We start from the raw sequence: 23,981 nt of genomic DNA, 5'->3' as shown, positions 1-23,981 counted from the left end.
GCTGCTGGATGAACGGGTCGAAGGTTGGTGCTCGTCTGGCGCTCGTTGCGACACTGATCCTCGGAGGCGCTGCGACCGCCGCGTCACAATCGGGGCCTGTTCCTGCGCCGATGGTGTCGGCTGCGCGCCAGTCCGGTGCCGATGCAGAGACGTCCGACAATCTGGCGGTCGGCTTTCTCAACTTCTGGCGGCACCTGCTGAAGGAGCAAAGGCAGGACGAGGTGCTCAACGACCGGGAAGGTGCGGCGGCGGCTTGCATTCCATGGGCCCGCGTCACGCGTGTGCCGGCAGGCCAGATCTATTTCATCGACCACTGGTGGCATGAGTCTGAGCAGGCTCCGGCGAACAACCGCAAGCTGGTGCTGCAGCGCTGCGAGGAATGGCGCCAAGCCAACACATCGACCTGCGCCTGCCACCTCATCTCCGACCACATGCGGCCGGTGCTGGAGGTCCCTCCAGCGGAGCGGACTCGGATCCAGACGTCCACAAAGCCGATCGTCGAGGTCTCGTCGACCGTGGCGGACGCCTGGCTGGCCGAAGAGCGGTCCGTCCAGATCCTTCGCAGCCTCCCGGCCTTGCGCGCGAAGCATGGGATGCAGAGCTCTGCCTTCAGCTTCGGCATCGGCAATACGGCGAGCCTCGCCCCCAGCGGACCGGTCGACCGGCTCCCCAAGTTGGTCGTCCAGCAAGGCCACAACGAGAATATATTCGCCGCGCGATGGTCGAGCAGCAGCCGGTTTGTCGCCTCCGGCGGGATGGACAATCGGGTCCTGATTTGGCGGGCCGACGACCTGCGACTGCTTCGCGACCTGCATGGCCACGTGGGAATCGTGCGGGCGTTGGCGTTCAGCCAAGACGATCAGAAGCTGGCGAGCGGCGGAGAGGACGGGCTCGTGATCGTCTGGGAGGTGGCTACCGGCCGGCGGCTGGCGACCCTCACGGGCCACGGCTCTGCCAGCGGCCTCGTCTTCCGCGCCGATGGCCAGCTCGTCGCGCACTACGGCGACGGCTCTGTCCTACGGTGGACGGCCAAGCCCGGTTCCGCCGATGGCGAATGGTCCTCTACGGAGCTGCTGCGCCCTGGCGCCCGCGGGTCGCTAATCCTGGACTGGCGCGACGCCTATGAGGGCGAGGCCGGCCGGTTCAGGTTCAACGACGAAGGGGTGAAGCCGCGATCGCAGGTCCTGCCGCCCGAGAACCCGCCGCGGATCCGCGTCTATGACCCCGAAACTGAAACAGTGCGCGAACTCGCGGCGGCGTGGAGCGGGATCAGCGGCGTCGCCGGTCCCAGACGCGGTCAGTTGGTCGGCTCCAAGTCGGCGGTCCTAGTCGGAAGCGCCCTAATCTATCCCGACGGCGACGCGTTCCAGGTCTCCACCGACGATGGAGCAACGGTGTCGCGACGGCTCAGCGTGGGAAAGGGCACCGCCGACGGCCTCGCATTCTCACCGTCAGGCACCTTGCTGGCGGCTGTCGGCGACGAGCAGTTCGCGAGCGACGACGGCAGGCGCGTGAAGATCTGGAACTTGGACAAAGGCGGCGCTCCCATCGAAGCCGACGGCCGTAGTGTCTTCGGCTTCAGCCCGGACAGTCGGTACCTGCTGGGCGCGTTCGACGGTTCTAAGCGGCTGCGGGTCTGGGACGCGGCCACCGGTCGGACGCTGCGCGACTCGCCGGCGGGCAACGAGAAGCTCTCCGCGGTCACCACAAGCGGCGACGGCCGCCGCCTGATCCTCGCGCAGGGCAACGGGGATATTCAGGTCTGGGACCTGACGACCGGACGTCGAGAGGAGGTCCTTCACGGGCATCCCGGAACAATCGGAAATGTGGCCCTCGACCCGAGCGGCCGCTTCCTGGTGGCCGGGGGACACAGCCAACGGTTCGTGTCCGTCTGGGATCTCCAGACCGGCACCCTCCTTTGGGCGATCGTGCCGACAGAAACACCCCGCAGCTTGGGCGGACCCGGGATCGACGCGGTCGCGTTCACGCGCGACGGTTTGACTGTCGCCTATGCTGTCCGCGAAAAGGATATCGTCCGCGTGTTCCTTCGACGGACCTCCGACGGCCAGGTGTTGTCGGCGCGCCGGGGCCCGCTGATTTTCGCCCCGACCGGCGAAAGCGTCGTGACCGAAGACCTTTTGGTCAGCGCAAGCCGGGCGACCGCAAAATTCCCGCTCAGCGCAAGCGACGTCGAGGCGCAGCCCTTCCTGCGCCTTCGCCTTGCGCCGCCCGCGGGGCGGCCTTACGACCTGCACGCCCCGACCACGGGCGTCCAGGCGATCGAGGCCGCGGCCTTCTCCCCGGACGGGCGGTACCTGGCCGTGCTGCGCACCGCGACGCCAGCCGACCACAACGACCTGCGCCTCACGTGGCTGACAGAGTGGGACACCCGCACCGGTCTGATCCGCGTCGACGGCCGCGCCACCGGCGTGCTCGCGATAGCGGTCGCCCAGGACGGCTCGGTTTTCGGCGGCCACGACGACGGTCGGGTCCTCGCCTGGCGGCCGCCGTCACTAGAGGACCCGATACGCGATTGGCAGCAAGAAGAGCTGGCGCGATCGAGCAGCTCGATCCGGGGCCTTGCGGTTACGCCCCACGGTGATGTTATCGCCGCGGGCGACGACGGGCTTGCGCGCATCTGGCCGGCCGGGTCGGACCGTCGGCAGCTTACCCTGGGCTCGCGCAACACCGGCGAGTGGGTTGTCGTCGCCGAAGACGGGCGGTTCGATGCGTCGACACCCGATACGCTGGGCGGCTTCCAGTGGCTGATGCCGGACGATCCCTACCGGCCGCTCTCTCCGAGCCTCTTCATGCGCGACTATTTCCAGCCGCAGCTGTTGCCACTGGCGCTGGGGTGCGGCGGCGTGGATACCGGCACGGGCTGCCGCCTCGAGCCACGCGATCCGACCGCGTTCGCCAAGCTGAACCGGGTCCAGCCGCGCGTCGCCATCCGCGCCGTTCGGCCTGGCCCCGCGCCCGGCACGGCCATTGTGACAGTGTCGGCGGATCCGGGCCGAGATGACAGCCAACCCAATGGGAAGACGCAGACAGCGCCCTACGACCTGCGCCTGTTCCGGAACGGCCAACTCGTGCAGCGCTGGGCGACGGCCTCCTATCCCGGTCCGCCCGCGACGGACCGCGATGCTTGGCGCACCGCGATGGCGGTGCCGGGGGGGAGCCGAGACTTCACCGTCCAGGTGCCGTCGGATGCGCGCGCTGGGCCGGTGCAGTTTACGGCCTACGCCTTCAACGAAGACCGTGTGAAGAGCGACACCACGCCCCCGGCTCTGTTCTCCAGCCGGATCGCGCCCCGCCAGGACAAGCGGCGCGCCTATGTCATCGCCATCGGCGTCAACGAATATGCAAACGGCCTGCGGCCGCTCAGCTTTGCGGCGAAGGATGCGAGGGATATCGCGAACGCGTTGCGCGGGATCATCGACTACGATGTGGCGCCGGTCACCCTCGTCTCGGACGCGGACGGATCAACGGCGACGAAGGCTCAAATCCGCGCTGTGTTCGCCGTCCTAGGCGGGAACGAGGCGGCGCGCGCGCAGCTCAGGGGCGTCGCTGGCGCCGAGCAGCTCAAGCGCGCGACACCCGACGATGTGGTCATCGTCGAATTCTCGGGCCACGGCCACATCGAGGCGGACGGCCGGTTCTACCTGCTGCCCTCAGACTCGGAGCCCGGCGTGGTGGTCACGGAGCCCGTGCGCGCGAAGTACATCTCCGCCGCCGAGCTCGCCGAATGGCTCGAGCCGGTAGATGCGGGGGAGATGAGCGTGATCATCGACGCGTGCTACGCGGCGGGCAGCGTGGCGTCGCAGGGGTTCAGACCAGGGCCGCTCGGCGACCCGGGGCTGGGCCAACTCACTTACGACAAGCGCATGCGGGTGCTGGCAGCCAGCCAAGCCGATGAGGGCGCGCGCGAGGTCGGTCGACTGCAGCAAGGCTTGCTCACCTACGCCTTGGTGCGGCGTGGCCTGGAGAAGCGCGAAGCGGACCTCGACAGCGACGGGCGGCTGACCCTCGCCGAATGGCTCCGATTTGGCGAGGTCCGGGCCCCGGAGATCTTTGCGAGCCTGGCGGGTTCATCGTCGGCGGAGGCCGGCGGCTTCCGCGATTCCGTGGACCTGCCGGGCACCGGCGCGAAGGCGCGCCCCCTCCAGCGACCGGCCTTGTTCGACTTCGGCGGCATCGCCCAGGACGTGATGCTTCTGCCGCCTCGGCGTCGTTAGGGCAGGATCCACAGGTCGGCGCGATCGGTGGTCCAGGATTTCAGGTCCGGGTTGGGCTGTTTGCGACTGGAGCCACGAACGCCAGTCACTGCGACCGCCTGCAACAGTTCGGCCAGGGGTGAGGCCGGGGCCGAGCCCCGAAAGGCCGCGTCGACCAGGCGGTAGTCGACGTCCGGCGAGGTGCTCGCGATCAGCTTGTAAGTTTCAAGTCCGGACGGCGGCCCAACGCCTCGGCCCGCCTTCAGGATCACGGAGCGGCCCGCCTCAAGCCGGTCGCCCTTCGGGTTCTCCGTTAGGAGCTCTGTTCGACCGCTGCTCCCGAGCATGATCAGGGCGACGTAGAGATCGCGGTCGCTGTCGTTGGTGGCGACGAGACGGAAGGAACGCCCGAGGGCCAGATGTGTCACCGCCCCGGCCGTCGAGCTCGCGACCGGTGTGAAGACCGGCCCGTCCGCCCCCTGGGATGGGATCACCTCCCGCAGCTCAAGACGCACGAGCCCCTTTAAAGGAGAGACCGCGTTGTCGAAGGCGCGGAGGCGCGCCTGTCGCGTCGCGTCTTCGATCATCAGCGCCAACTCGAGGCCTGCGTCGTCGCCCGCCGCTGCCCAACGTCCGATCAAGGGGGTCTCGGCGCCGCGGGCGGTGATGTAATAGGCCGACGCGCACGCCTCGCTCGACGGGGTCTTCACCTCCAGGGCGCCGCCGCGGATGCAACCGCGGCGCACCTCGATGTCCCAGGGCTCGCCGGTGCTTGCGACCCGGACGAGGCGACCGCGCGCCAGCTCGGCTCCGGCCGCCGCCAGCACCTTGGCGTCCTCGGGCGTGGTCGTCTCCGCCACCAGCGCCCCGAGGTTGACGACGTCCGGACCTAATCCAAAGAACGGGGTGACGATCCGCGCCTTGTCGCCGAGGGTGATCGGGCGCGTCGGCGCCCCCTCGACGGTCGCCTCCGCGGAGTCGATGCCCACCCGCGTGACCACCGCATCCGCGATCTTGAGGTGCTCACCCCGTAGCCGCACGGCGGCGGCGTCATAGATCGCCAAGGCGCCGCCGACGCGAACGCCCTGAAGCTCGCCGGCCGCGATCGAGATCGCGCCATCCTTGAGGCGAGTGATCCGGACATGGGGGTCGTGTTCCTGGTCGGCGCCACCGAAGACTATGGCTTCGGTTCGACCCTCCGCGCTCGGCTGCTGGCGGGGCGATCGCTTCCGCAGGGCGGCGTCAATCTCGTCGCGCAACTCGTCGTAGGTCTGGTCGGGATCCTGCTGCAGCGCCTGCACAAGAGCCCAGGTGAACTCGCCGTGCACGGCGTCCCCGACCCGACCTTCGTACGCCTCCTGGCCGGCAAGCGCAGCGGTGAGGATCGCATACTCCTTTCGTTCGGGAAGCACTCGCCCCACGTACTCCGCAGCCGGCAGCGATGACGCCGGCTCAGGGAGCGGTTGCGCCGGGGGTGCATCACGGGGCGTGAGGTCGTCTGCCGCCCGAAGGCCGGTTTCCGAATGGCAGCTGTCGAGGATGACGGTGATCGCGTTGGTGTGACTACGGATCGGCTCGAACCAATGCCGAAGTTCGTCATCGGTGATGTCGCCCTGCGCGGTCGAGCGACTGTCGTATGCGACGATCGTCTCATCGCGACCGTCGCTCTCGTCGCCGTCTTGATCGAACGTCTGAGAGCCGTGGCCCGCGAAATAGAAGACGATCACCGCGCGACGCCCGTATTGGCGCGCGGCCTCGGCGAGGCGGCCCTCGACCGCCCGCTGGATCGCGGCACGGGTGGCGGCCGGTCCGACCAAGGTCATGATGTGCGTGTCATCATCGCGAAAGTGGTACTGCTCGACGAGCAGTTTCCTGACCAACGCGACGTCATTGCCGGGCCCCTTCAGTGGTTTCAGGGCCGCTTCACCGCCGGGCGACCGTGCGGGATAGGCGTCGACCCCCACCAGGACCGCAAATTTCTCCGAATCTGTCGCCGGCTGCGCGCGGGCGGGTGTGGGGACCCAGATTGTTGCCAGCCCTACGAGCCAAGCTGCCGAAGCCACTCTCACCAGACGGCCGGCGAGAAAAGTGGACGCCGCCGACGCAGCAGACGAGCCGCTTTGCATTGAACCTGCCCGCATTAGCCTCCCCGATCACATCCTTAGCGCGGCAACGCGAAATCCGCACGACCTGCCTTCGGGCGTATTGTCTGTTGGGTTTGGCGTCCGAGTGGGCTTGAGTGTCCGCTTCGCGGCCGGGTCTCAAGGTCCGCTCATGGCGCTTTACGGCCAGCTAGGCAGGATCCGGATCCGCAGAGAAGTGGCGACGATCGTCGAGATAACCGCGCGCGGCCAGGGCTCGAAACGAATAGCGGTGATTCGAGTATTTCGCCGCCGCACGCTCGGCGTCTCTGGTGAAGCTTGACCGGAAGCGATACGCCTCGAGTTGAGTAGCGTGCGGGGGGGATGTTTGTCTGGTTTGGTCAAGTGGGCGGGCGCGATGATGGCGCTTGGCGTGATGGTGGCTGGTCCCATGTGCCGGGCTGCCGAGCCGGCGGCGGCCATCAAGGTCAATCACGCTGCCTTGACGCCCGATCCTAACGTGCGCCAGGGGACCCTCCCGAACGGGATGCGCTACCTGATCATGCGCAACGCCAACCCCACAGGTGCGGTCTCCCTGCGGTTCGCGATCGACGTTGGCAGTTACGAGGAAGCTGACGCCCAGAAGGGTTTCGCCCACTTCGTCGAGCATATGGCCTTTCGGTCAACGCGCGGCTTCCCGACCGGTGGGACTGACCGAATGTTTGCGCCTTGGGGCGTGGCGTTCGGGCGCGACCAGAACGCCGTCACCACGACGTTCTCGACCACCTACCAGCTCGACATGCCCAAGCCGGACCAGGCTCAGCTGAAGAGCGCCTTCGGATGGCTGCGCGATGTGGCGGACGGGATCGTGTTCGCCGACGACGCCGTGAGCCGAGAGCGCGGCGTCGTGCTGGCGGAGATGGAGGCGCGCAGCAGCCCGCTGATGTCGGCCCAGGAGGCCATCGCCAAGTTCCAGGCCGGTGGCCAGCGCTCGGTCAACCGCCAACCTATCGGTACGCAGGCGACCCTGGATGCGGCCAAGGGGGCGGACCTCCAACGCTTCTACGACGCCTGGTATCGTCCTGAGCACGCGATAGTCGTCGTGGTCGGCGACCTGCCCGTCGAGACGATGCAGGCGATGGTCGAGAACGCGTTCTCCAGTTGGTCGGACCGTGGCCCAAAGCCGATCCGCGCCAAACTGGTGCAGCCTACGTCGGGTCGTCCGCAGGACGCCTTCACCGTGGCGGGCGAGACTCTGCCCACGGTGCTCAGCGCGTGCCGCATTCGCCCCGGCGAGACCTTGGGCGTCGATGATGTGGCGCGCCTGCGCCGCAAGGTGCGCACCCAGGCCTGGCAGACCATCCTCAATCAGCGATTGGCCCAGGTGACCTCGGCCAACGACAAACATCTGCTCGGCGCGGCGGTGATGAGCAACGACGCGCGGGACCTAGCCGGGGTCTGCCTGATCGTCATGCCAACAGGAGACGACTGGGACGAGGCCCTGCGCGCGGCCGAAACCGAAATGGACCGGTTCTCCAAGGACGGGCCGGGAGAGGCCGAGACCGAGAAGGCGGTGGAGACCGTCAGGTCCCGGTTGCGCGGCGCCGTGTTGACCAGCACCTCGCGTGGTTCGCCCGAGCTGGCCAACAGTCTCACCACCAAGGCCCTTGTCGGCGATGTGATCACCAACCCGGCCGACGCGCTCTATGCCTATGATCTGGCGGTTGAGGACATGACGCCCGACGACGTCAAAGCCAGCTTCGCCGCCGACTGGTCAGGCCCGGCGCCGCTGCTGGTGATGACGGGCCCCAAGCCAGCGACGCGCGAAGCCTTGCTGACCGCCTGGACACGCGGGGCCGGCGAGACGCCGCAGGCGCGCTACGCCGAGCGCGCCACGGCGACCTGGAGTTACACCGCGTTCGGCAAGCCGGGAAAGGTCGTTGAACGCACCACCATCGCCGACCCTGGCTTCACGCGCCTGCGCTTCGCAAATGGACTCGTTCTAAATTTCAAGCAGACCAAACTGGAACTCAATAAGGTCGACGTTCGCTTGAGCTTCGGCGCTGGACGACGCGAGGTCGACGACAACCAGTATGCCGCCGCCGAGATAGGAACGTCGCTGGTAGTTGCCGGCGGCCTGGCCAAGAACAGCATCGAGGATCTCCGGAGCCTGTTCGACGCCCGGGCGGCGTGGACGTTCCGGCTCGGCATGGGACCGCAAAGCTTCGCGATCCGCGCCACGGCGTTCTCAGACGACTTGGATACGCAACTTCAGGTCCTGGCGGCATACATGACTGATCCCGGCTTCCGGCCCGCGCTGGACGCCAGGCTGCCAACCGCCATCGACATGGCGTATCGAACCTTCCTGACCGAGCCGGCGGCTGCGGTGAACATCGCGGTCACCCGGGCCGTGTCGCCCGACTATCCCGGTAATCCGCCGCCCCGTGATGTCATGGCCAGACTTCGGTCTTCCGACATCGAACGCGTGTTCAAGCCGATCCTGACGACGGCGCCGATCGAGCTGACGATCGTGGGCGACATCGACGAGGCCAGCGCGGTTCGCGAGGCGTCGCTGACCTTCGGAGCCCTTCCACCGCGGCCCACGGCCGCGCGCGAACGCGTTCAGCCGGGGTTCCTGCGCTATCCAGAAACGTCGGTCACCCCGATCCACATCGAGCACCGGGGACAGCCCGACAAGGCCGCCGCCCAACTATCGTGGCCGCTCTACGTGTCAACGCCCGAGCGCCGGCCCGAGGAATACACCCTAAAACTGCTGGCTGCGGTGTTCGACACCGCTCTGCGTCGCCGGGTTCGCGAGGAGTTGGGCAAGACCTACATGCCCCAGGTCTTCACGAATGGGCCCGATTTTGGCGACCAAGGCGTGCTGCGGGTCGCCATTGACGCCAGTCCCAAGGATATCGACGCGATCGTCGCCGAGACTCGCACGGTCGCCGCTCAGCTTCAGGCCGGCGACATCACCCCGCAGATGCTGGAGGACGCGCGTCAGCCGATCCTTGCCGCCGCCCGGGCCCAGCATGAGACGAACGCCTGGTGGGCGGGCGCCATGGGAGGATCGTTCCAGCACCCGGCCGTTCTGGAGGAAGCGCTGAAATACGAGCCGCTAATGTCGGCCGTGACCGTCGAGGACGTTCGTGCCGCGGCCGGCAAGTGGCTGGCACGAGAGCCCATCGTGGGCGTGGCCTATCCGGCGGGCTTCGCCCAGAGAGTTGGACAATGATCCGCGTTGCTCACCTGCGATCTGCCGGCTTGGCCTTGTTGATGGCCTCGACCGCTACGGCAGCAGTCGTCAAGGCCGGGACGCCGGCGATTGCGGCCGATCCGACAACCGCGTGCTTGGCCGCCGACACCTATGGCGCCAAGGTCGATCGGCAGAAGGTCATCGCCGGCTGCGACCAGGCGCTCGCGGCGGGGGTGACCGACCCGGGCCAGCACGTCCGGGTCCTGACCGCCCGCAGCCTGGCCAAGTGGCGGCTAGATCGCAACGTCGAGGCCGAGCAGGATGCCGAGGCCGCGCTAAAGCTGGCGCCGGACGACGCCGAGGCCCGCTTGGCCCGCGGGGTGGCGCGGTTGGACCAGGAGCGTGTCGACGAAGCGGTCGCCGACTTCGAGGCGGTGCTGAAGTCCCAGCCGCGCAATGCGGCGGCCCTGCTGTATCGGGGCCGCGCCAGGCAATGGTTCAGGAACGATCCCGCCGGCGCCCGGGTCGACTACGACGCGGCCCTGTCGATCGACCCTCAATCGGTCCGCACCTTTATCCAGCGCGCCGACCTGCGCCTGGACGCCGACGCCGCGGGTGCGGAAAGCGATCTGCGCGCCGCCCTGGCCTTGGCACCAGGCGATGCGGCGATCCAGACGCAGATCGGATTAGCCCTGGAATATCAGGAACGGCCGAAGGAGGCCCTGAAGGCCTATGACGAGGCGGTTAAGGCCGATCCAGCCGACGGCTACGCGTTGACCTACCGTTCGGGACTCAAGCGGGACATGGGCGACAAGGCCGGCGCGCTGCGCGACGCCGACGAGGCCGCGCGCCTGGACCCGAAACTGATGCGCGCCCATTTCATGCGCGGCAAGGCGCTGGAGGCGCTCGATCGCAAGGAAGACGCCGTCGCCGCTTATCGCCAGGTCGTCGCCCTGGATCCCAAGCAGCTGAACGCTCTGATCGCGATCGGGACCCTGTCGCGCCAACTTGAGCACTTCGACGATGGGCTGGCGGCGCTGGACGCAGCCTTAAAACTGGACCCGAAAAGCGCCGACGCCTTGTTCGAGCGGGCCATGATCCTGGGCGCCTCGAAGGATACGGCCCGCGCCCTCGAGGCCTACGGCGCGACGATCGCCATCAATCCAAAGGACTCCGCCGCCTACTACAATCGCGGCCAGCTGTATTCGACCGCGGGAAACCACCAGGCGGCCCTGGCCGATTTCCGCAAGTCGGCCGAACTGGATCCTAAGGACCCCGACGCCCAGAACAATATCGGCATCGAACTGAGCTATCTGAAGGGCGGCGATGAGGAGCTGAAGGCCTATGACGCGGCCCTGGCGATTGATCCCGCCAACCTTGCGGCCAAGATCAACAAGGCCATTACCTATAGCGATCGAGAAGACTGGCCTCATGCCGTGGAGGCGTATCGCGCGGCCATCGCCCAGGCGCCCAAGCGCGCCGATTTGCACGTGTCGCTGGGCGACGCCCTGGCGGGACTGGGGCAGGACGGCGACGCCAAGCGCGAATACGACCAAGCCCTGAAGCTGGACGACAAGAAGGTCGACGCCTGGACGGCCAGGGCGCGACTGCAGCGCCGCGCCGGGCGCCCGCGTGACGCGATAGCCGATTATGGCAGGGCCCTGGCCCTGTCGCCGGACGACACCGACCTGCTGGTCGCCCGGGCCACGACTTTGCGTCTGAACGATCAGGACACGGCCGCCATGGCCGATCTAGACGCCGCGGTGAAGCTGGCGCCGAAGTCCGGCTTCGTGTTGAACAACCGCGGCTTGGCGAACGCCGACGCCGAGCGCTACGACGCCGCCCTTGCTGACTACGACCAGGCCATCGCGGTGGAACCAGACTTCGAACCCGCCTACTACAATCGCGCCAACGTCTTTATCGCCCAGGACCGCTTCGACCGGGCCATTCGCGATCTCAACGCATCCCTACGCCTTTCGCCCGGCGACAGCATGTCCCTGGCCCGCAAGGGGCGTGTCTATTTCCTACTGGGGGATCAGCGGCGAGCGCTGGAGGAACTAGAAGCGTCCCTGGTAGCGGATCCGGCCTATATCGACGCGCTGCGCTGGCGCGCCGAGGTGAAGGAGGCACTCGGGGATGCCCTCGGTGCCAAGGCTGACACCGCCGCCGCCGATCGCCTAGACGGGAGCTAAGGCCGCGAAGTCCTAGCTACAGGCCATAACCGAGGCCGCAATCCACCTTCATGGCGATCTAGGCCTCCGCTTCTCGGCTGCCGAGATGCCCTGCGTCGCGGTGTCATAGGCGGAGCCCCACAAACCGGTTTGAAGGTCGTGTTTCTGGAGCGGGACCAAGGGCAGCTCATGGCGCGACGCCGCCGCGGAAGCTGCCGTCGTTATCCGATCGATCGTGCTGAAGGCCTCGAACAGTGGGGGCGCCAGCGCAACACCTTCGTCGGTCAATTTCAGTCCGCGGTTGGACCGCCGGAAGATAGCCACACCCAGCCGCTGCTACAGCCCCTTCACCTGATGGCTGATTGCCGTCTGGCTCACGCAGAGCTCGTCGGCGGCACGGGTAAACGACAGGTGGCGCGCGGCCGCCTCGAAAGCGCGCAGCGCACTCAGTGGGATCGCGGCGCGTATCGGATCAGCCCCAAATTTTCCTCATGCTTTGCCTGCGATCTTATCCTTTGCAGGGTGCGATTGAGACAGGCGATCGTCCCTTCAAAGCGGTCCAGGGAGCATTCGCACATGAGGGATTTTCAGGGACGCTGCGGCAGGTTCGCCGCCGGCTTGAGTGCGTTCGTGGCAGCCGTCGTTGCGATCGCCCCCGCGGCAAACGCAGCCGCTAGGTCCCAGGTCTGGCAGCCTTCGGCCGGCCACGTCCAGACACCAATCTGGCCAGGAACGCCGCCCGACCAGCCGGTTATGCCCGGACCGGAAACCGTGAAGGACATGGCCATCGCCAACGTCACGCGGCCCACGATGACGGTATACGCGCCGAGCGGGCAAAATACCGGGGCGGCGGTCGTGGTGATCCCGGGCGGCGGATTCCAGATCCTGGCCATGGACCTCGAAGGCACGGAAATCTGCGACTGGCTGACCTCGCGCGGGATCACCTGCGTCCTGCTGAAATATCGCGTGCCAAGCGTCCCCTACGACTGGCGATGCAAGTGCCGCCCGCACAACAAGGCGCTCTCGCGGCCCTCGCTGCAGGACGTCCAGCGGACTCTGCGGCTGGTGCGCACTCACGCCGCCGAATATCGTATCGACCCGCGCAAGGTGGGCGTGATCGGGTTCTCGGCCGGCGGATTCCTAGTCGCTGAAGCCAGCACTTGGTTCGACGCGCACCTCTACGCGCCCGTGGACGCGGCGGACAACGTGAGTAGCCGGTCGGACTTTGCTATCGCCCTCTATCCCGGCCACCTGGCCATGGCCGACAACAGCATCGCGCTCAATCCGGTCATCGCAAGCCACATCACGGCCAGGACTCCACCGACGTTCCTGTTGCAGAACGAGGATGACCACGTGGACCAGGTCGAGGACGCGCTCAGCTATTATATGGGCCTGAAGAAGGCCGGCGTACCCGTCGAGCTGCACAGCTACGCGCAAGGCGGTCACGCCTTCGGCCTACGTCCGAAGAACCTGCCCGTCGATCACTGGCCACAACTGGTCGAGCAGTGGCTGCACACGATTGGCATCCTTGCTCCTCGTCGGGGCGGTTGAGTTCGGTGGCATCGAGGTCGATGACGCGCTGGAGATGTCCGAGCAGATCGACCTCTAGCGTATCAACGAACCAACTCTAACGCGGTCCGAGTGCAGACGCGCCTGCTCTGAATGTCGCGTTCCTGGAGCCATGCCAACGGCAGCAATTGGCGCGGTCCGGCAGTGTACGGGCGTGGAAGTGCGGGCAGGCGGTGCGGGCAATGCGCCCATTCCCCAGGATGGCCCGGCTTTAGAACCGCACGGTCAAGGCTCGTCCACCATACAAGACTGTACGATCGGCCAACAACGGCGGTGTGAGTGCGCCCGCCCCGGCGGCGCCGATCACCACGATCTTGAGCGTTGGACCGCCGCTCGGCGCCGGGCGCGCCCCGCGGCCAGAGCGCAACCCTCGCCGGGCCGCCGGCGATCGCGCGCGGCGTCTCGGCCGCCGCCGCGAGCGGCGCGCCAGCCAGAAGCGCGACAAGGGCTACGGCGCGGACGAGCATTGCGAACCTCCCGAACCGCGCCTGCGGTCCGTCTTCGCGATCCCGCCTCCACACTTTAGCGCGCGTCCCTGCTGCGATCATCGTCTAAGGCCGGCTTTGCCTGGCGCTAGCGGCGCGCGTAACTGGGGAGCGCCGAGCGCCGAATCGGGATCGACCTGGACGACGCCCTGGAGACGTCGGAGCAACTCGACCTTGGGCGCCAACGCCGCGGGCGGCGCAGTCTCAAGGCGACGCCCCAAAACAACCAGCGCCCGCGGCCGCCGTTTCTGGCGTCCCCACCGTGCCGCCCGACGTTACGACGATCGTATGATGGTGAAGGTCGGATAGATCGTGTGGCCATGTCCGTCCGACACGGCGTAGGTGAAGCTGGCGCCGGGGGCCCTGACGTTGTTGATGGTCGCATTGGCCCCGGAGAGGGTGCCCGTCGCGGCGTTGGTGAACCCCGTGAGCGAAACCAGCGTCAGCGCATCGCCGTCGGGATCGGTGCAGGCCGGGCTTAGGGTGATCGGCTGAAGGGTCAGGGAGACGCCGGCGCCGCCATTTGGGATCGAACCGATATTGATCGACCTGTTGGCGCAAGTCGGCGCCTGGTTGGTCGCGGGCGGCGCGCCATTGGTGACCTGCACGCGGGTGCGGTTAGCGGCGGCGTCGTAGGTGTAGGCGGTCTGAACACCCGACGTATAAGCCACGCCCGCCAGCCGGCCTTGAGCGTCATAGCTGAACGTCGCATTGGCTTGCGCCAACGCCCCTTGGGTCGCGGACCACAACAGGCAGCATGCGGCCGCGCCGAGCAGAACACCTCGTGACATGGTTCCCCCTATCGTCGTTGTTCTCGAACAAACTACAACGTTGACGCGTACGCTAGCGCTACCGTAGGCTGAGGTCGAGACAGAAAACCCCGGGGGGGAGTTGATGGGACTTAGCGCGCACGTCGCGGGCGTTTGGGCGCGGGCTGGGTTCCTGATCGGCGTCACGCTGAGCCTGACCCTTTTGCCTCCAGCTGCCAGGGCGCAAACCTCCGCGCCGCCGCCGCCCGTCCACACCTTCGTGGACGCTAACGGCGTGGATCTGCTCAGCGGCTATATCGTCGCGCCCCAAACCATCCTCACGATCGGCGCGCCTGACGCGGGGATGACCCTATCGCGCACTTTCGTCGGGGCCGGCGAAAGCGACAACCTGACGGGCACGGTCAACTTCCTGGGCGGCGGCGGCGTCTATCTGGTGAGCCTGGGGGGCAAGTCGGAACAGTTCTACGTTTCCGGACCCGGGATCACCGCGCCGAACGGCAAGGGCGCGACGCTGTCTTACGACAGCACCAGCTTCACCTACGTGATGAAGGACGGCGCCGTCGCCGTCTTCCTCAAATCCCTGGCCAGCGCCTTCACGTCCAAGGCCGACAGCGGACGCGTCAGCACCATCACCCGTCCGTCTGGCGAAGTGATCACCTTCAACTACTACGCCTACAATCTTTGCATGCCGAACGGTCAAGGCTGCACCAACGTGCTCGCCCACGGGCTGCTGTCGGTGGTCAGCAGCCTTGGCTACCAGATCCGCGATCCGTGGCAGACGCCGACAGCCATCAACATGGCCGTCGACATCTGCAATCCCACCGGAACCTGCTCTCCGAGCGCGCCGGTCAATCCGATCGACAGTCTTTTGACCTACACCTCGACGGGATCGTCCAACCTGACCATCCACGCAGCCTCCGGCGCGACCAAGACCTATGCGCGCGACGGCATGCGGCGGGTCACGTCGGTCAGCAACGGCTCGGCGACCTGGAACTATTCCTATGTGGACAGCGGCGACACGCGAACCGCGACCGTCGTCGATCCGCTGGGGCATACGCGCGTTCTGACCTCGTCCATCGCTTACGCCCTGGTGCTTACGGACACCGACGGGGTTGGTCACACCAAGACCTTTCACTACGATTCTTCATTTCGGGTTGATCGCGTCACGCAGCCGGAAGGCAACTACGTCCAGTACGCCTACGACACGCGCGGCAATCTGACCGAGCGTCGGGAAGTCTCCAAAACCCCCGGCGCGCCAGCCGATGTCGTCATATCGGCGTCCTTCGACAGTGTTTGCCTCAATCCCAAGACCTGCAATCAGCCCAACTATGTCATCGACCCTCGCGGCGCGCGCACCGACTACACCTACGACGCCAGTCACGGCGGCGTGCTGACGGTCACCGCGCCGGCCGGTGACAATGGCGTCAGGCCGCAGACGCGTTACGGTTACAGCCTGTTGCCGAGCTACGCCAAGGACAGCGCAGGAACGCTCGTTCAGGCCGGATCGGTGTGGCGGCTGACCAGCACGTCGACCTGCGTCACCACGGCGTCCTGCGCGGGCGGGAGCGACGAGTCCAAGACCATTGTTTCCTATGCCGGCTCCAACACCTTGCTGCCGACGTCGACGACCAAAGCGTCGGGCGACGGCTTGATCGCCGCCACGACGACGATGACCTACGACACGGCCGGCAATGTGTTGACCGTCGATGGTCCCCTGGCGGGCGCGGGCGATACCATACGCTACCGCTACGATGCTTCGCGACGCGTGGTGGGCGTGGTCCGGCCGGCGCTGACCAACTATCTGGGCCAAACCAAATACCCCGCCTCGCGCACGACCTATTCGGCGGGCCGCGTCGGTCAGATCGAGCAAGGAACCGTCGCCACCCAGGCCGACGCGGACTGGTCCGGTTTCGTGTCGCTGCAGCAGCAGGCCACGGCCTATGACGCGGTGGATCGCGTGGTGAAGACCACGGTCACGGCGGGCGGGACGGCCTATGCGCTCACCCAGTATAGCTACGACGCGGCCAATCGCCTGGATTGCACCGTCGTCCGCATGAACCCGGCCAACGCTTCGCCGCCGGGGGCCTGTGTTCTGGACGCGGCGAACGACCAGATCACCAAGTCGACCTACGACGCGGCCGATCGGGTCACCACTTTGTCGCGCGGGTTCGGCGCGGCGGGGGTGAGCAACGAGGTCACGGTCTATACGAACAACGGGCTCGTCGCATCCGTGGCCGACGGCAAGGGCAATCTTACGACTTACGACTATGACGGCTTCGACCGTCTGGCCAAGACGCGCTATCCCAACCCTTCAGGCGGCGGCAGCTCCACGAGCGACTTCACCCAGAACGTCTACGACCCGGCCTCGAACGTCACCCAGGAAACGCGCCGGGGACAGGTCACCAACTACACCTACGACGCCCTCAATCGCCTGACGTTCCGCGACGACCCCAAGGGCTGGTACTATTACGACAACCTTGGCCGTCCGACCTTCACCTATTCCGGCGCGTCGGCCGAGCAGGTGATCGCGAATTACTATGACGGCCTGGGCCGTCCCTCCGTCACCTACGATTACAGAAACAGCGTCTGGGTTCCGACCTACACCGGCTACGACTTGGCCGGGCGGCGTGTTTCGCTGCAATGGAGCGACGGCTTCGGAGTCAATTACTACTATGACGCCGGCGGGAGGCTTCAAAGCATCTATGAGAGCTCCGGCGCCATCCTGGCCGCGTTCAACTATGACGACCGGGGGCAAAGGCGGATGCTGGCCCGGGCCAACGGGGTCAACACGACCAGCGTCTACGACGCCGCCTCGCGCCTGACCTCGCTGAGCCACGCCTTCCCCAACACCGCCAGCAATCAGACCTTGACCTTCGGCCGCGACGCGGCCGGACGCATCACCAGCCGAACGGCGACCAATAGCGCCTATGCCGCGCCCGCGCCGGGCGTCGTGGATCGCGCCTACACCCTCAACGGCCTGAACCAGGTCACGATCTCGGGCGCGGTTTCGTTGAGCTATGACAAGGGCAATCTCACCGCCGACGGCGCGGGAACCACTTACGGCTACGACGCAGACAACCGCCTGATAAGCGCTTCGGGCGGCGGGGTGAGCGGCGCGCTGACCTATGATCCGATCGGCAGGCTGGAGCGGGTGGTTGGGCCGGCGACCACGCGGTTTGGCTATGATGGCGACAACCTGATCTCGGAATACAACGCCAGCGGCGGACTGATCCGTCGATACGTCTTCGGTCCGGGCGAGGACGAGCCGCTCGTCTGGTACGAGAGCGCCAGCGCCACGCCGCCGGCGGCGGCCCGGCGATGGTTCGTCGCCGACGAGCGCGGCTCTGTCGTCGCCACCACCGACAACGCCGGCGCCGTGCTTTCCATCAACACCTACGACGAGTTCGGCGCCGGTCCCGCCAACAGCGGTCGTTTCGAATATACCGGCCAAGTCTGGATGCCGGAGATCGGCCTGTACCACTACAAGGCTCGCGCCTACTCGCCCAATCTGGGCCGGTTCCTCCAGACCGACCCCATCGGCTACGACGACGGTCTCAACTGGTACGCCTATGTCGGCAATGATCCGGTCAATCGAACCGATCCAAGCGGGTTGGCGGACGTCTGCTTTGCCCAGCAGAATCCGGGCAGTTTCGTGCAAAACAGTGACGGCAGCTTTACCGCGACCCTCGGTACGACATCGACCAGCTGCGTCAGCATGCCTGAACCGAACCTGACCTTGGCCCAGTTTTCGTCGCCATTGTTCGGAATCCCCGAAGAACTTGTGCCCCTGACGCCGTTGGAGGAAGCACTCGTCGAGCAGTACACCAAATATGGCGAGCTGCCGGGTGTTGGCCGAGGCCTGCCGCCGAGAGGGGTGCAGCCTCCCACCAAGGGTCCTTTCCGCGTAGGTCCCGCAAGCCGGCCTTCGGAGGTGCAGAAGGGCGGAAGAAGTCTCTATGACCCTGATGGCGGGGAGTGGCGTTGGGATCCGGGGACCAGCAAGTACCATAATCCACATTGGGACTATAAGCCGCCGGGCAATCCAAACGCGGGGTGGCAAAATATTCCCTGGGGAAATATGCCCAACCTCGTTATCTGATAGAGAGCGGCGCTGTGAAAATAGAGTACTTCGTCGATACCGGACTTTACACCAACATCATATTTGTGATGTTGCGGGCGCGTGAAGTGGCAGAATTCATCGCGAGGCTGTCCGGCAGCGTCTTCTTGGAATTCGATGCGATTGATGGAGCTGATGTGCGCTTATCTGACAGCGCGGTTGGGAGCTTCGGTGTCTGCCTTGCGCTCAGCGAAGACGTTAAATCCGATTTGATCAGAAAGTGCGAATATCTGTCGAAAGAAAACCGACCTTGCCATGACTATGTCGATATCGATGCGGTCTATTCCGTGATGATATCGAAAGATGAGTATTTTTGACGGGTCATCGTAGCCAGGTGATGGCGGGAACGAAGGCTCGGTCATTGAGGGTCGGCCGATATTGGCGATTGGCGCTGCGCGGTCCGCCTGGAAGCCGAAAAAGCTACGGCTGAACGAGCCCATCGGCGACAAGCGCTTTTGGACTCCTTGTGGCGGCGGCGAAGCCTTGGCGTCCAGCGACAATGGCTTTGGTTGGCAGGCGACAAGGATCTCTCTGGCTGAGCCGCCGGGGAGGTTGGAGGCCGCGGCGTTTCCGAACCGGGATCGCACGAAGACAGAAGAAGGCCCAGGTCGTCACGCCGCCGGACCGCCCAGCCGGCGGCGAGCGGTCCTTATACCGGCCGCCCCGCCTGGCGCGGGCTCAAGGCCGTTCAAGGGCAGCCGGGCTCGTCATAGGTCAGGGCCTGGTTGAGCAGGCGGGCAAGGCGCGCGCCGCCCAGCGAGACCTGATCGCGCGTGGTCCGCACCGCGCGCTCGGCATAGGTTGGCGTCAAGTAAAACGGCCCCTTCTGACCGCGCTTGATCGGCGAGGCGTAGACCAGACGGTCCGCCAGATCATGGCTCTCGTCGAGCCAGGTCTGGACATGGATCACCATGGCCTTGTCCTGGTCGGCGAGGGGCAAGCCGGCCCCCAGATCGGCCGCAGTGGCCAGGCTGGCGCTGTCGTCTCCCGGCGCGCCGTCCCAGTAGGAATGGAGATTGGCGGGCAGGTATTTGGAGGCTGGATAATAGGTCGGATCGCTCCAGTCGGCCTTGGTCTTCCAGCTGAGGAGGACGCCGTTGCCGCCGTCGTCCTTGCCGCCGTTGAACGCCCCGCTGACCTGGGTGGCCGCGTGCAGGGGCTGATGGACATCGCCCACCAGGTGGATCAGCCAGACCAGGTCGTAGGACTTCACATCGTCGGACGCCGTCGAGGCCAGGGTCTTGGCGAACAGTTCGATGCGCTCGCGCGCATTGATGGGCGGCGGCAGATTGGCCGCCGGCCTGGCCGGCACCGGGTAGTCCGCATAGTGCCAGTATTTGTGCATGTACCGATCGGAGAAGCCGACATTGTCACCGGCCTGAGCGCCCGTCGGCTCCTCGCCGTCATTGATATAGTGGGTCTTGTCCTGCTTGATCCGGTCGGGCCAGGTCGCGGCGCTGACGAACAGGGCCTCGTCGCCACGGTTCGGGCCCAAGGCGTTCAACTGATCGCCATAGGCGTCTTGGTGGGTTTTGAGCAGCTTGACCGCCCGGCAGCGGGCTCCCGGCGCCATCTGATCCCAAGCCACCTTGGCGGTCATCATATGACCTTGCCCATGCCAGGCCAGGGCGCTCGAGCCAAGACCGGCCCCCAGAGCGATCACGCCGGCGAAAATAGCTTTACGAACTTGGGTCACGCTTGCCCTCCCCAGAACCGCGAAACGCGACACTACCTTGTCTTGTTGATTCGACCAGCGCGCCCTCAAGATGCATCGAGGTCCACGGCGAGCCTTGGGCCGGCGGCTCGAACGTCTGCTTGTGGCTCGTGGCCCAAGGTCTGTTTCTGGCGCATCTCGGTCATGACGGCCAGGCCAACACTTCTCCGAGCTTAGGGAACGCCGCGCTGCCCGGCGCAGGCCGACGGGGCGTCCCAATAGCGCGTCTCGACGGGCCAAAGGTGATCGGCGGCCCGGGCGGTCAGATGTTCGCGATCCGGCCGCCCCACGAAAAAGCGCAGCCCGGTGCGAAGCTCGATCTGAGCGATGGACACCAACTGGGGCTTGGGGTCGTAGCGATGGTGCAGGCTTTTGGCTTTGTTGCAATTGACCCATTGGGCGCTGGGCGTTGGACGGCCGGCCGCGTCCAGGGCGTTGGGCTGTTCGTAGATGAACGCCAGGGTCTCGACGCCTGAGGGGCCTTCATGGAGGAGGATCTTGAAAAAGCCGTCGGGAATTTCGACCGGGGCTTCGCCCGCATCGCCGATCGTCAGCTTCGGGGTCGCCGGATCGAAGATCGGGCCGGTGACGATCCAGACGCTGCGATACTTGTTGGCCGCGGCGGCCGAATAGGTCTCCAGAAATCGCCACGGGCCTTGGTTGAGGTCCTGGGCCTGGGGCGAGGCGTTCCAAAACTGATGGGTGTTGCAGGCGGCTTCAGCGCTGATGCGCTGGGCGTGATCGCTCATCGCCAGGTGGCCGCGGTTCCACACGCTCCCCAGCCCGGCGTAGGACTCATCCAGCCCCTTGGCGGTGACGCCGGGGACAGCGGCCAGAAGGGGCGCGAACTCCACCGAGTTGTACCAGCGGCTCGGGCGCTGGATTGAAATCGCGGGCTCAGGATAGTCGCCGGCGGCGTTGGGCCCCACGCCGCGAAGCTCATAGGCGACGTATTCGGGATTGAAGCGAAGATCGGCGCGCCCGTCCCCGTCGTCGTCATCGGCGTCGTCGAAGACGGACTGATAGGCCGTGAACGTCTTCCTCAGGCCCGCGGCCTGCGGCGCATAGCGGCCATGATCGTGATCGTTCGGCGCCAGCGCGGGGAATGGCGACGTCGTCGCGCCGCCGCACGGAAAGTCCGCGGCGCTTGCCGCCCCTCCAAGGGCGAGGGTGATCGCCAGCATGCAGATCAGTTTCATCATCGTCTCAACCTTTACCTTGTCCGCTGGGCGCCGGATCGGGCGCCTCGTCCAGGAGGGGCGGGAAGTCGCGCACGACGCTGAGCGTGCCCGCCGGCGCGGCGGTCAGCATCTGCGACTGGGGCCGCGTGAGGTCCAGCCAATCTCGCCCGTCCTCGGCTGACAACAGGACGATCTGACGGTCATGATAGGGCTTGATGTCCGCACCGGGCTCGGTCGTCAGCATGGTCCAGCAGCCATGCTTGACGACGCCGGCGATCCAGAACAGCGGGTTGTCCACCATCGTGAATCTCCACCGCGTCTTGCGTTTCTGCCCCGGCAGCTTGTCGGTGAACTCATAGAAGGCGTCGGCGGGGATCAGCACGCGGTCGCTTTTTGCGAAGTCTCGACCGTCGGACTGGTAGTTGAACACCGGCCCCTTGGGCCCAGGCCAGGCCCACTGGGTCATCGAGACCATGGCCTTGTCGCCGACATGCCGCACGATCGGCGCCATCTCCGTCATTCTGATCTCCGGGCGCGGCTCGAAGTTCGACGCCCGACCTTCCCAGACCACGGGCAGCTTCAGCACCTTGTTCCAGGTGGCGAAGAGGTCGCCGGTCTTGAGGCTGTAAAGGTTGCACATCACGGACCCTTCCAGAGCTTCAGATGCCACCACCCCCTCGGGGCATGGATCGGGTGTCCAGCCGCGTCGACGAACAGTTCAGCGTAGTAGGCCTCCTCGGCGAGCACGCCGACGCCCGCGTCTGGAGCGCCTTTCCCGTGGCGCTCCTCATCGGGTGGCCGATCTGGCTTTTTCGTGCCGTCGTTCATCTCCTGGAACCTAGGCGAACGCTGTTCGGCCGACTAGTCGGGCGAGGCTTTGCCGACTCAGCTATGCCCCGTCCATGACCCCTGACGACATCGACAAGCTGATCGATCTCCATGCTGACGAGGGCGGCCCCGGCTTGATCAGGCTGTCGGCCGACACCTGGTGCCGCATGCCGAGTGATTTCGGTGCGCGCTGCGTCAGTCCCCTGCGCGGCATCCGATATCGCGGTGTGCGGATCTGGGTTTCGCGGGCTTTCGAGGATCAAGTGTTGTCGCGCGCCGAGGCGATGGCGCTGGGTCATGACGAGTTCGAGGATTTGACCGCGCCGCCCGAGAGGCTTTGAGACAAAAACCGTTGTTGTTGTCTTGGACCTTGCGCACCTTGTGGCGGGGAGGACGTGTCCATGGCCAACAACTATCCCGATGGCGGCGAGCAGCCTCTGGGCCCGATCGAACGCAAGGTCCTGCCTTGGCTGGCATGGCTCCTCTGCACGTTCGTGGCCGGCGCGCTGATCATGCTCGCCTTGGCCCAGTTGCCGTTTATCGGCAGCCTGGTCGCCGGACTTGCGGGGTTCACCGCGGGCGGGGTGTTTGCGGCCTGGGCGCTGAGGCCCTGGTCGTCCTAGATCTACATCCTCGCGTCGGTGTCGATCCAGCCGTCTTGCCCGCGCGCGCCGCATCGGCTGCACCGCAGCTTGATCCGGATGGTGTGGGGTTGGGTGTCGCCGCCCAGGTTCACGATCGCCTTCTCGCGCGACCAGATCTGCTGGTTTCCGCATCGCCGGCAGGTGATCGTCAGCGGCGATTTGATCCGCTGCAGGGTGGGCCAGATGACCGCCATGCGTCACCCGCGAGGCGTCGAGGCGAGGCCGACCTCGCCCGGCGCGATCCCAGCGTCCAGCAGCGTCTCGACCAGCCACGATCGCCGACGCGCCGCATCGCCGCGGTCAAAGCCGTCGTGATAGCCGCCCGCCATCAGATGCAGGATCGGCATGGGGCCGCCGCAGGTCCGCACCGGGCAACTCACGGCGCGCTGGAGGCGCGCCATCGACCAAGCCAGGCGGGAACGCAGGCGCTGGCCGAGCATGTCGCGCCGGCCCCAGGTGCGCGCCATGCCGCAGTATTGGCACTTGAACCGGACGTCGTAGCCCAGCTCGACACAATCGATCAGCAGCGTCGCGGCGACGTCTGGCGCCAGCATCGCGGCCTTGCGGCGATCGCTGTCGCTAGGCTCAGGCATCGGCCGGCGGCTCCACTTGGCGCACGGCGCGCCAGAACGACCACGGCTTGCCCTCGACCAACTCCATCTCGAACCACGCTTCCTCGCCTTCGAAGGGCGGGACGTTATCCGGGGCGATGAACGTCGATCGCGAGTTTCCCGAGCCGCCGCCAGGTGTGGTGAAGAACAGCGTCTTGCTCTCAGGGTCGGCGTACAGGCGCACGCGCGTGAGCCTTTTGACGTCGCGGCGGTAGACCCGGGGCGGCTTAGGGGCGTGCAGTGTCGCGCGCTGAGGGGCACGTGGGGGTGACATTTGGCGGTTCTCGATGTTCCGCTAATGTTCTCATTCTGGATGGCGTGAGAGTCAATCGGCTTGAGGTGGAATCTGACTGAATGTCCGCTTGCAGGTGGCGGGCGAAGGGCGGCGGCCGGCGCG

General features: G+C 66.3%; 18 protein-coding genes. 9 read left to right on the top strand and 9 right to left on the bottom strand.

Going from position 1 to position 23,981, the window contains the following annotated elements; all coding sequences use genetic code 11:
- The first annotated feature begins 8 nt into the window (after positions 1 to 8).
- Positions 9 to 4,235, top strand: coding sequence for a caspase family protein (locus ASD38_RS18845; RefSeq protein WP_082560800.1), 4,227 nt, complete (start codon positions 9 to 11; stop codon positions 4,233 to 4,235).
- Here the strand turns inward: ASD38_RS18845 and ASD38_RS18840 are convergent.
- A complete protein-coding gene (locus ASD38_RS18840) occupies positions 4,232 to 6,340 on the bottom strand; it encodes a caspase family protein (RefSeq protein WP_268761014.1) in 2,109 nt (702 codons plus the stop codon). The genes ASD38_RS18845 and ASD38_RS18840 overlap by 4 nt on opposite strands.
- On the opposite strand from ASD38_RS18840, the gene ASD38_RS24215 reads away from it, so the two are divergent.
- The 4 genes from ASD38_RS24215 (at position 6,303) to ASD38_RS18825 (ending at position 13,216) form a co-directional block, all read left to right on the top strand.
- Positions 6,303 to 6,638 (top strand): hypothetical protein, encoded by a 336-nt coding sequence (locus ASD38_RS24215; RefSeq protein ID WP_162252147.1) that lies wholly within the window; start codon positions 6,303 to 6,305, stop codon positions 6,636 to 6,638. The genes ASD38_RS18840 and ASD38_RS24215 overlap by 38 nt on opposite strands.
- 54 nt (positions 6,639 to 6,692) lie before the next feature.
- Positions 6,693 to 9,533, top strand: a complete 2,841-nt coding sequence (locus ASD38_RS18835) for a M16 family metallopeptidase (protein ID WP_082560798.1) — start codon at positions 6,693 to 6,695, stop codon at positions 9,531 to 9,533.
- 116 nt (positions 9,534 to 9,649) lie between these two features.
- A complete protein-coding gene (locus tag ASD38_RS18830; RefSeq protein WP_056462379.1) occupies positions 9,650 to 11,686 on the top strand; it encodes a tetratricopeptide repeat protein in 2,037 nt (678 codons plus the stop codon).
- A 168-nt stretch (positions 11,687 to 11,854) separates the two neighbouring features.
- Entirely contained in the window at positions 11,855 to 13,216 is a 1,362-nt protein-coding gene (locus ASD38_RS18825) for an alpha/beta hydrolase (protein ID WP_442857056.1), read from the top strand.
- A 778-nt stretch (positions 13,217 to 13,994) separates the two neighbouring features.
- Here the strand turns inward: ASD38_RS18825 and ASD38_RS18820 are convergent.
- Complete coding sequence (locus ASD38_RS18820) at positions 13,995 to 14,444, bottom strand: RHS repeat domain-containing protein (protein ID WP_056446344.1); 450 nt, start codon at positions 14,442 to 14,444, stop codon at positions 13,995 to 13,997.
- A gap of 169 nt (positions 14,445 to 14,613) precedes the next feature.
- On the opposite strand from ASD38_RS18820, the gene ASD38_RS18815 reads away from it, so the two are divergent.
- Both ASD38_RS18815 and ASD38_RS18810 read left to right on the top strand, forming a co-directional pair.
- Positions 14,614 to 18,588: an RHS repeat domain-containing protein gene (locus ASD38_RS18815; protein WP_082554890.1), complete on the top strand. Its 3,975-nt coding sequence runs from the start codon at positions 14,614 to 14,616 to the stop codon at positions 18,586 to 18,588.
- Positions 18,589 to 18,602: 14 nt separating this feature from the next.
- A complete protein-coding gene (locus ASD38_RS18810) occupies positions 18,603 to 18,923 on the top strand; it encodes a hypothetical protein (RefSeq protein ID WP_056462376.1) in 321 nt (106 codons plus the stop codon).
- Positions 18,924 to 19,294: 371 nt separating this feature from the next.
- Here the strand turns inward: ASD38_RS18810 and ASD38_RS23475 are convergent, their stop codons facing one another.
- From ASD38_RS23475 to ASD38_RS24030, 4 genes are all read right to left on the bottom strand, one after another.
- Positions 19,295 to 20,302 (bottom strand): S1/P1 nuclease, encoded by a 1,008-nt coding sequence (locus ASD38_RS23475; RefSeq protein ID WP_162250266.1) that lies wholly within the window; start codon positions 20,300 to 20,302, stop codon positions 19,295 to 19,297.
- A 191-nt stretch (positions 20,303 to 20,493) separates the two neighbouring features.
- A complete protein-coding gene (locus ASD38_RS18800) occupies positions 20,494 to 21,522 on the bottom strand; it encodes a DNA/RNA non-specific endonuclease (RefSeq protein WP_082560794.1) in 1,029 nt (342 codons plus the stop codon).
- 4 nt (positions 21,523 to 21,526) lie between these two features.
- The gene (locus tag ASD38_RS18795; protein WP_056446355.1) at positions 21,527 to 22,141 is read right to left on the bottom strand and encodes an SOS response-associated peptidase family protein; all 615 of its coding nucleotides are present in this window, start codon (positions 22,139 to 22,141) and stop codon (positions 21,527 to 21,529) included.
- Positions 22,141 to 22,329, bottom strand: coding sequence for a hypothetical protein (locus tag ASD38_RS24030; protein ID WP_156390778.1), 189 nt, complete (start codon positions 22,327 to 22,329; stop codon positions 22,141 to 22,143). The genes ASD38_RS18795 and ASD38_RS24030 overlap by 1 nt, the downstream gene beginning before the upstream one ends.
- A 74-nt stretch (positions 22,330 to 22,403) precedes the next feature.
- Here ASD38_RS24030 and ASD38_RS18790 point away from each other — a divergent pair, with 74 nt between their 5' ends.
- Positions 22,404 to 22,670 (top strand): hypothetical protein, encoded by a 267-nt coding sequence (locus ASD38_RS18790; protein WP_056446358.1) that lies wholly within the window; start codon positions 22,404 to 22,406, stop codon positions 22,668 to 22,670.
- 60 nt (positions 22,671 to 22,730) lie between these two features.
- A complete protein-coding gene (locus ASD38_RS18785; protein ID WP_056446362.1) occupies positions 22,731 to 22,952 on the top strand; it encodes a hypothetical protein in 222 nt (73 codons plus the stop codon).
- A gap of 2 nt (positions 22,953 to 22,954) precedes the next feature.
- Here ASD38_RS18785 and ASD38_RS18780 read toward each other — a convergent pair whose 3' ends face one another.
- Genes ASD38_RS18780 through ASD38_RS18770 form a run of 3 tightly spaced genes read right to left on the bottom strand, consistent with a single transcriptional unit; the run spans position 22,955 to position 23,768 of the window.
- Positions 22,955 to 23,167, bottom strand: a complete 213-nt coding sequence (locus ASD38_RS18780; RefSeq protein WP_056462370.1) for a hypothetical protein — start codon at positions 23,165 to 23,167, stop codon at positions 22,955 to 22,957.
- A gap of 3 nt (positions 23,168 to 23,170) precedes the next feature.
- Positions 23,171 to 23,566, bottom strand: a complete 396-nt coding sequence (locus ASD38_RS18775; protein WP_056462367.1) for a hypothetical protein — start codon at positions 23,564 to 23,566, stop codon at positions 23,171 to 23,173.
- Positions 23,559 to 23,768 (bottom strand): hypothetical protein, encoded by a 210-nt coding sequence (locus ASD38_RS18770; RefSeq protein WP_235523884.1) that lies wholly within the window; start codon positions 23,766 to 23,768, stop codon positions 23,559 to 23,561. The genes ASD38_RS18775 and ASD38_RS18770 overlap by 8 nt, the downstream gene beginning before the upstream one ends.
- Positions 23,769 to 23,981: the final 213 nt, after the last annotated feature.

Source organism: Caulobacter sp. Root487D2Y, from assembly GCF_001427165.1.
In the GTDB taxonomy this organism is placed as follows: Bacteria; Pseudomonadota; Alphaproteobacteria; order Caulobacterales; family Caulobacteraceae; genus Caulobacter.
This window is presented reverse-complemented; position numbering and strand designations above follow the sequence as displayed.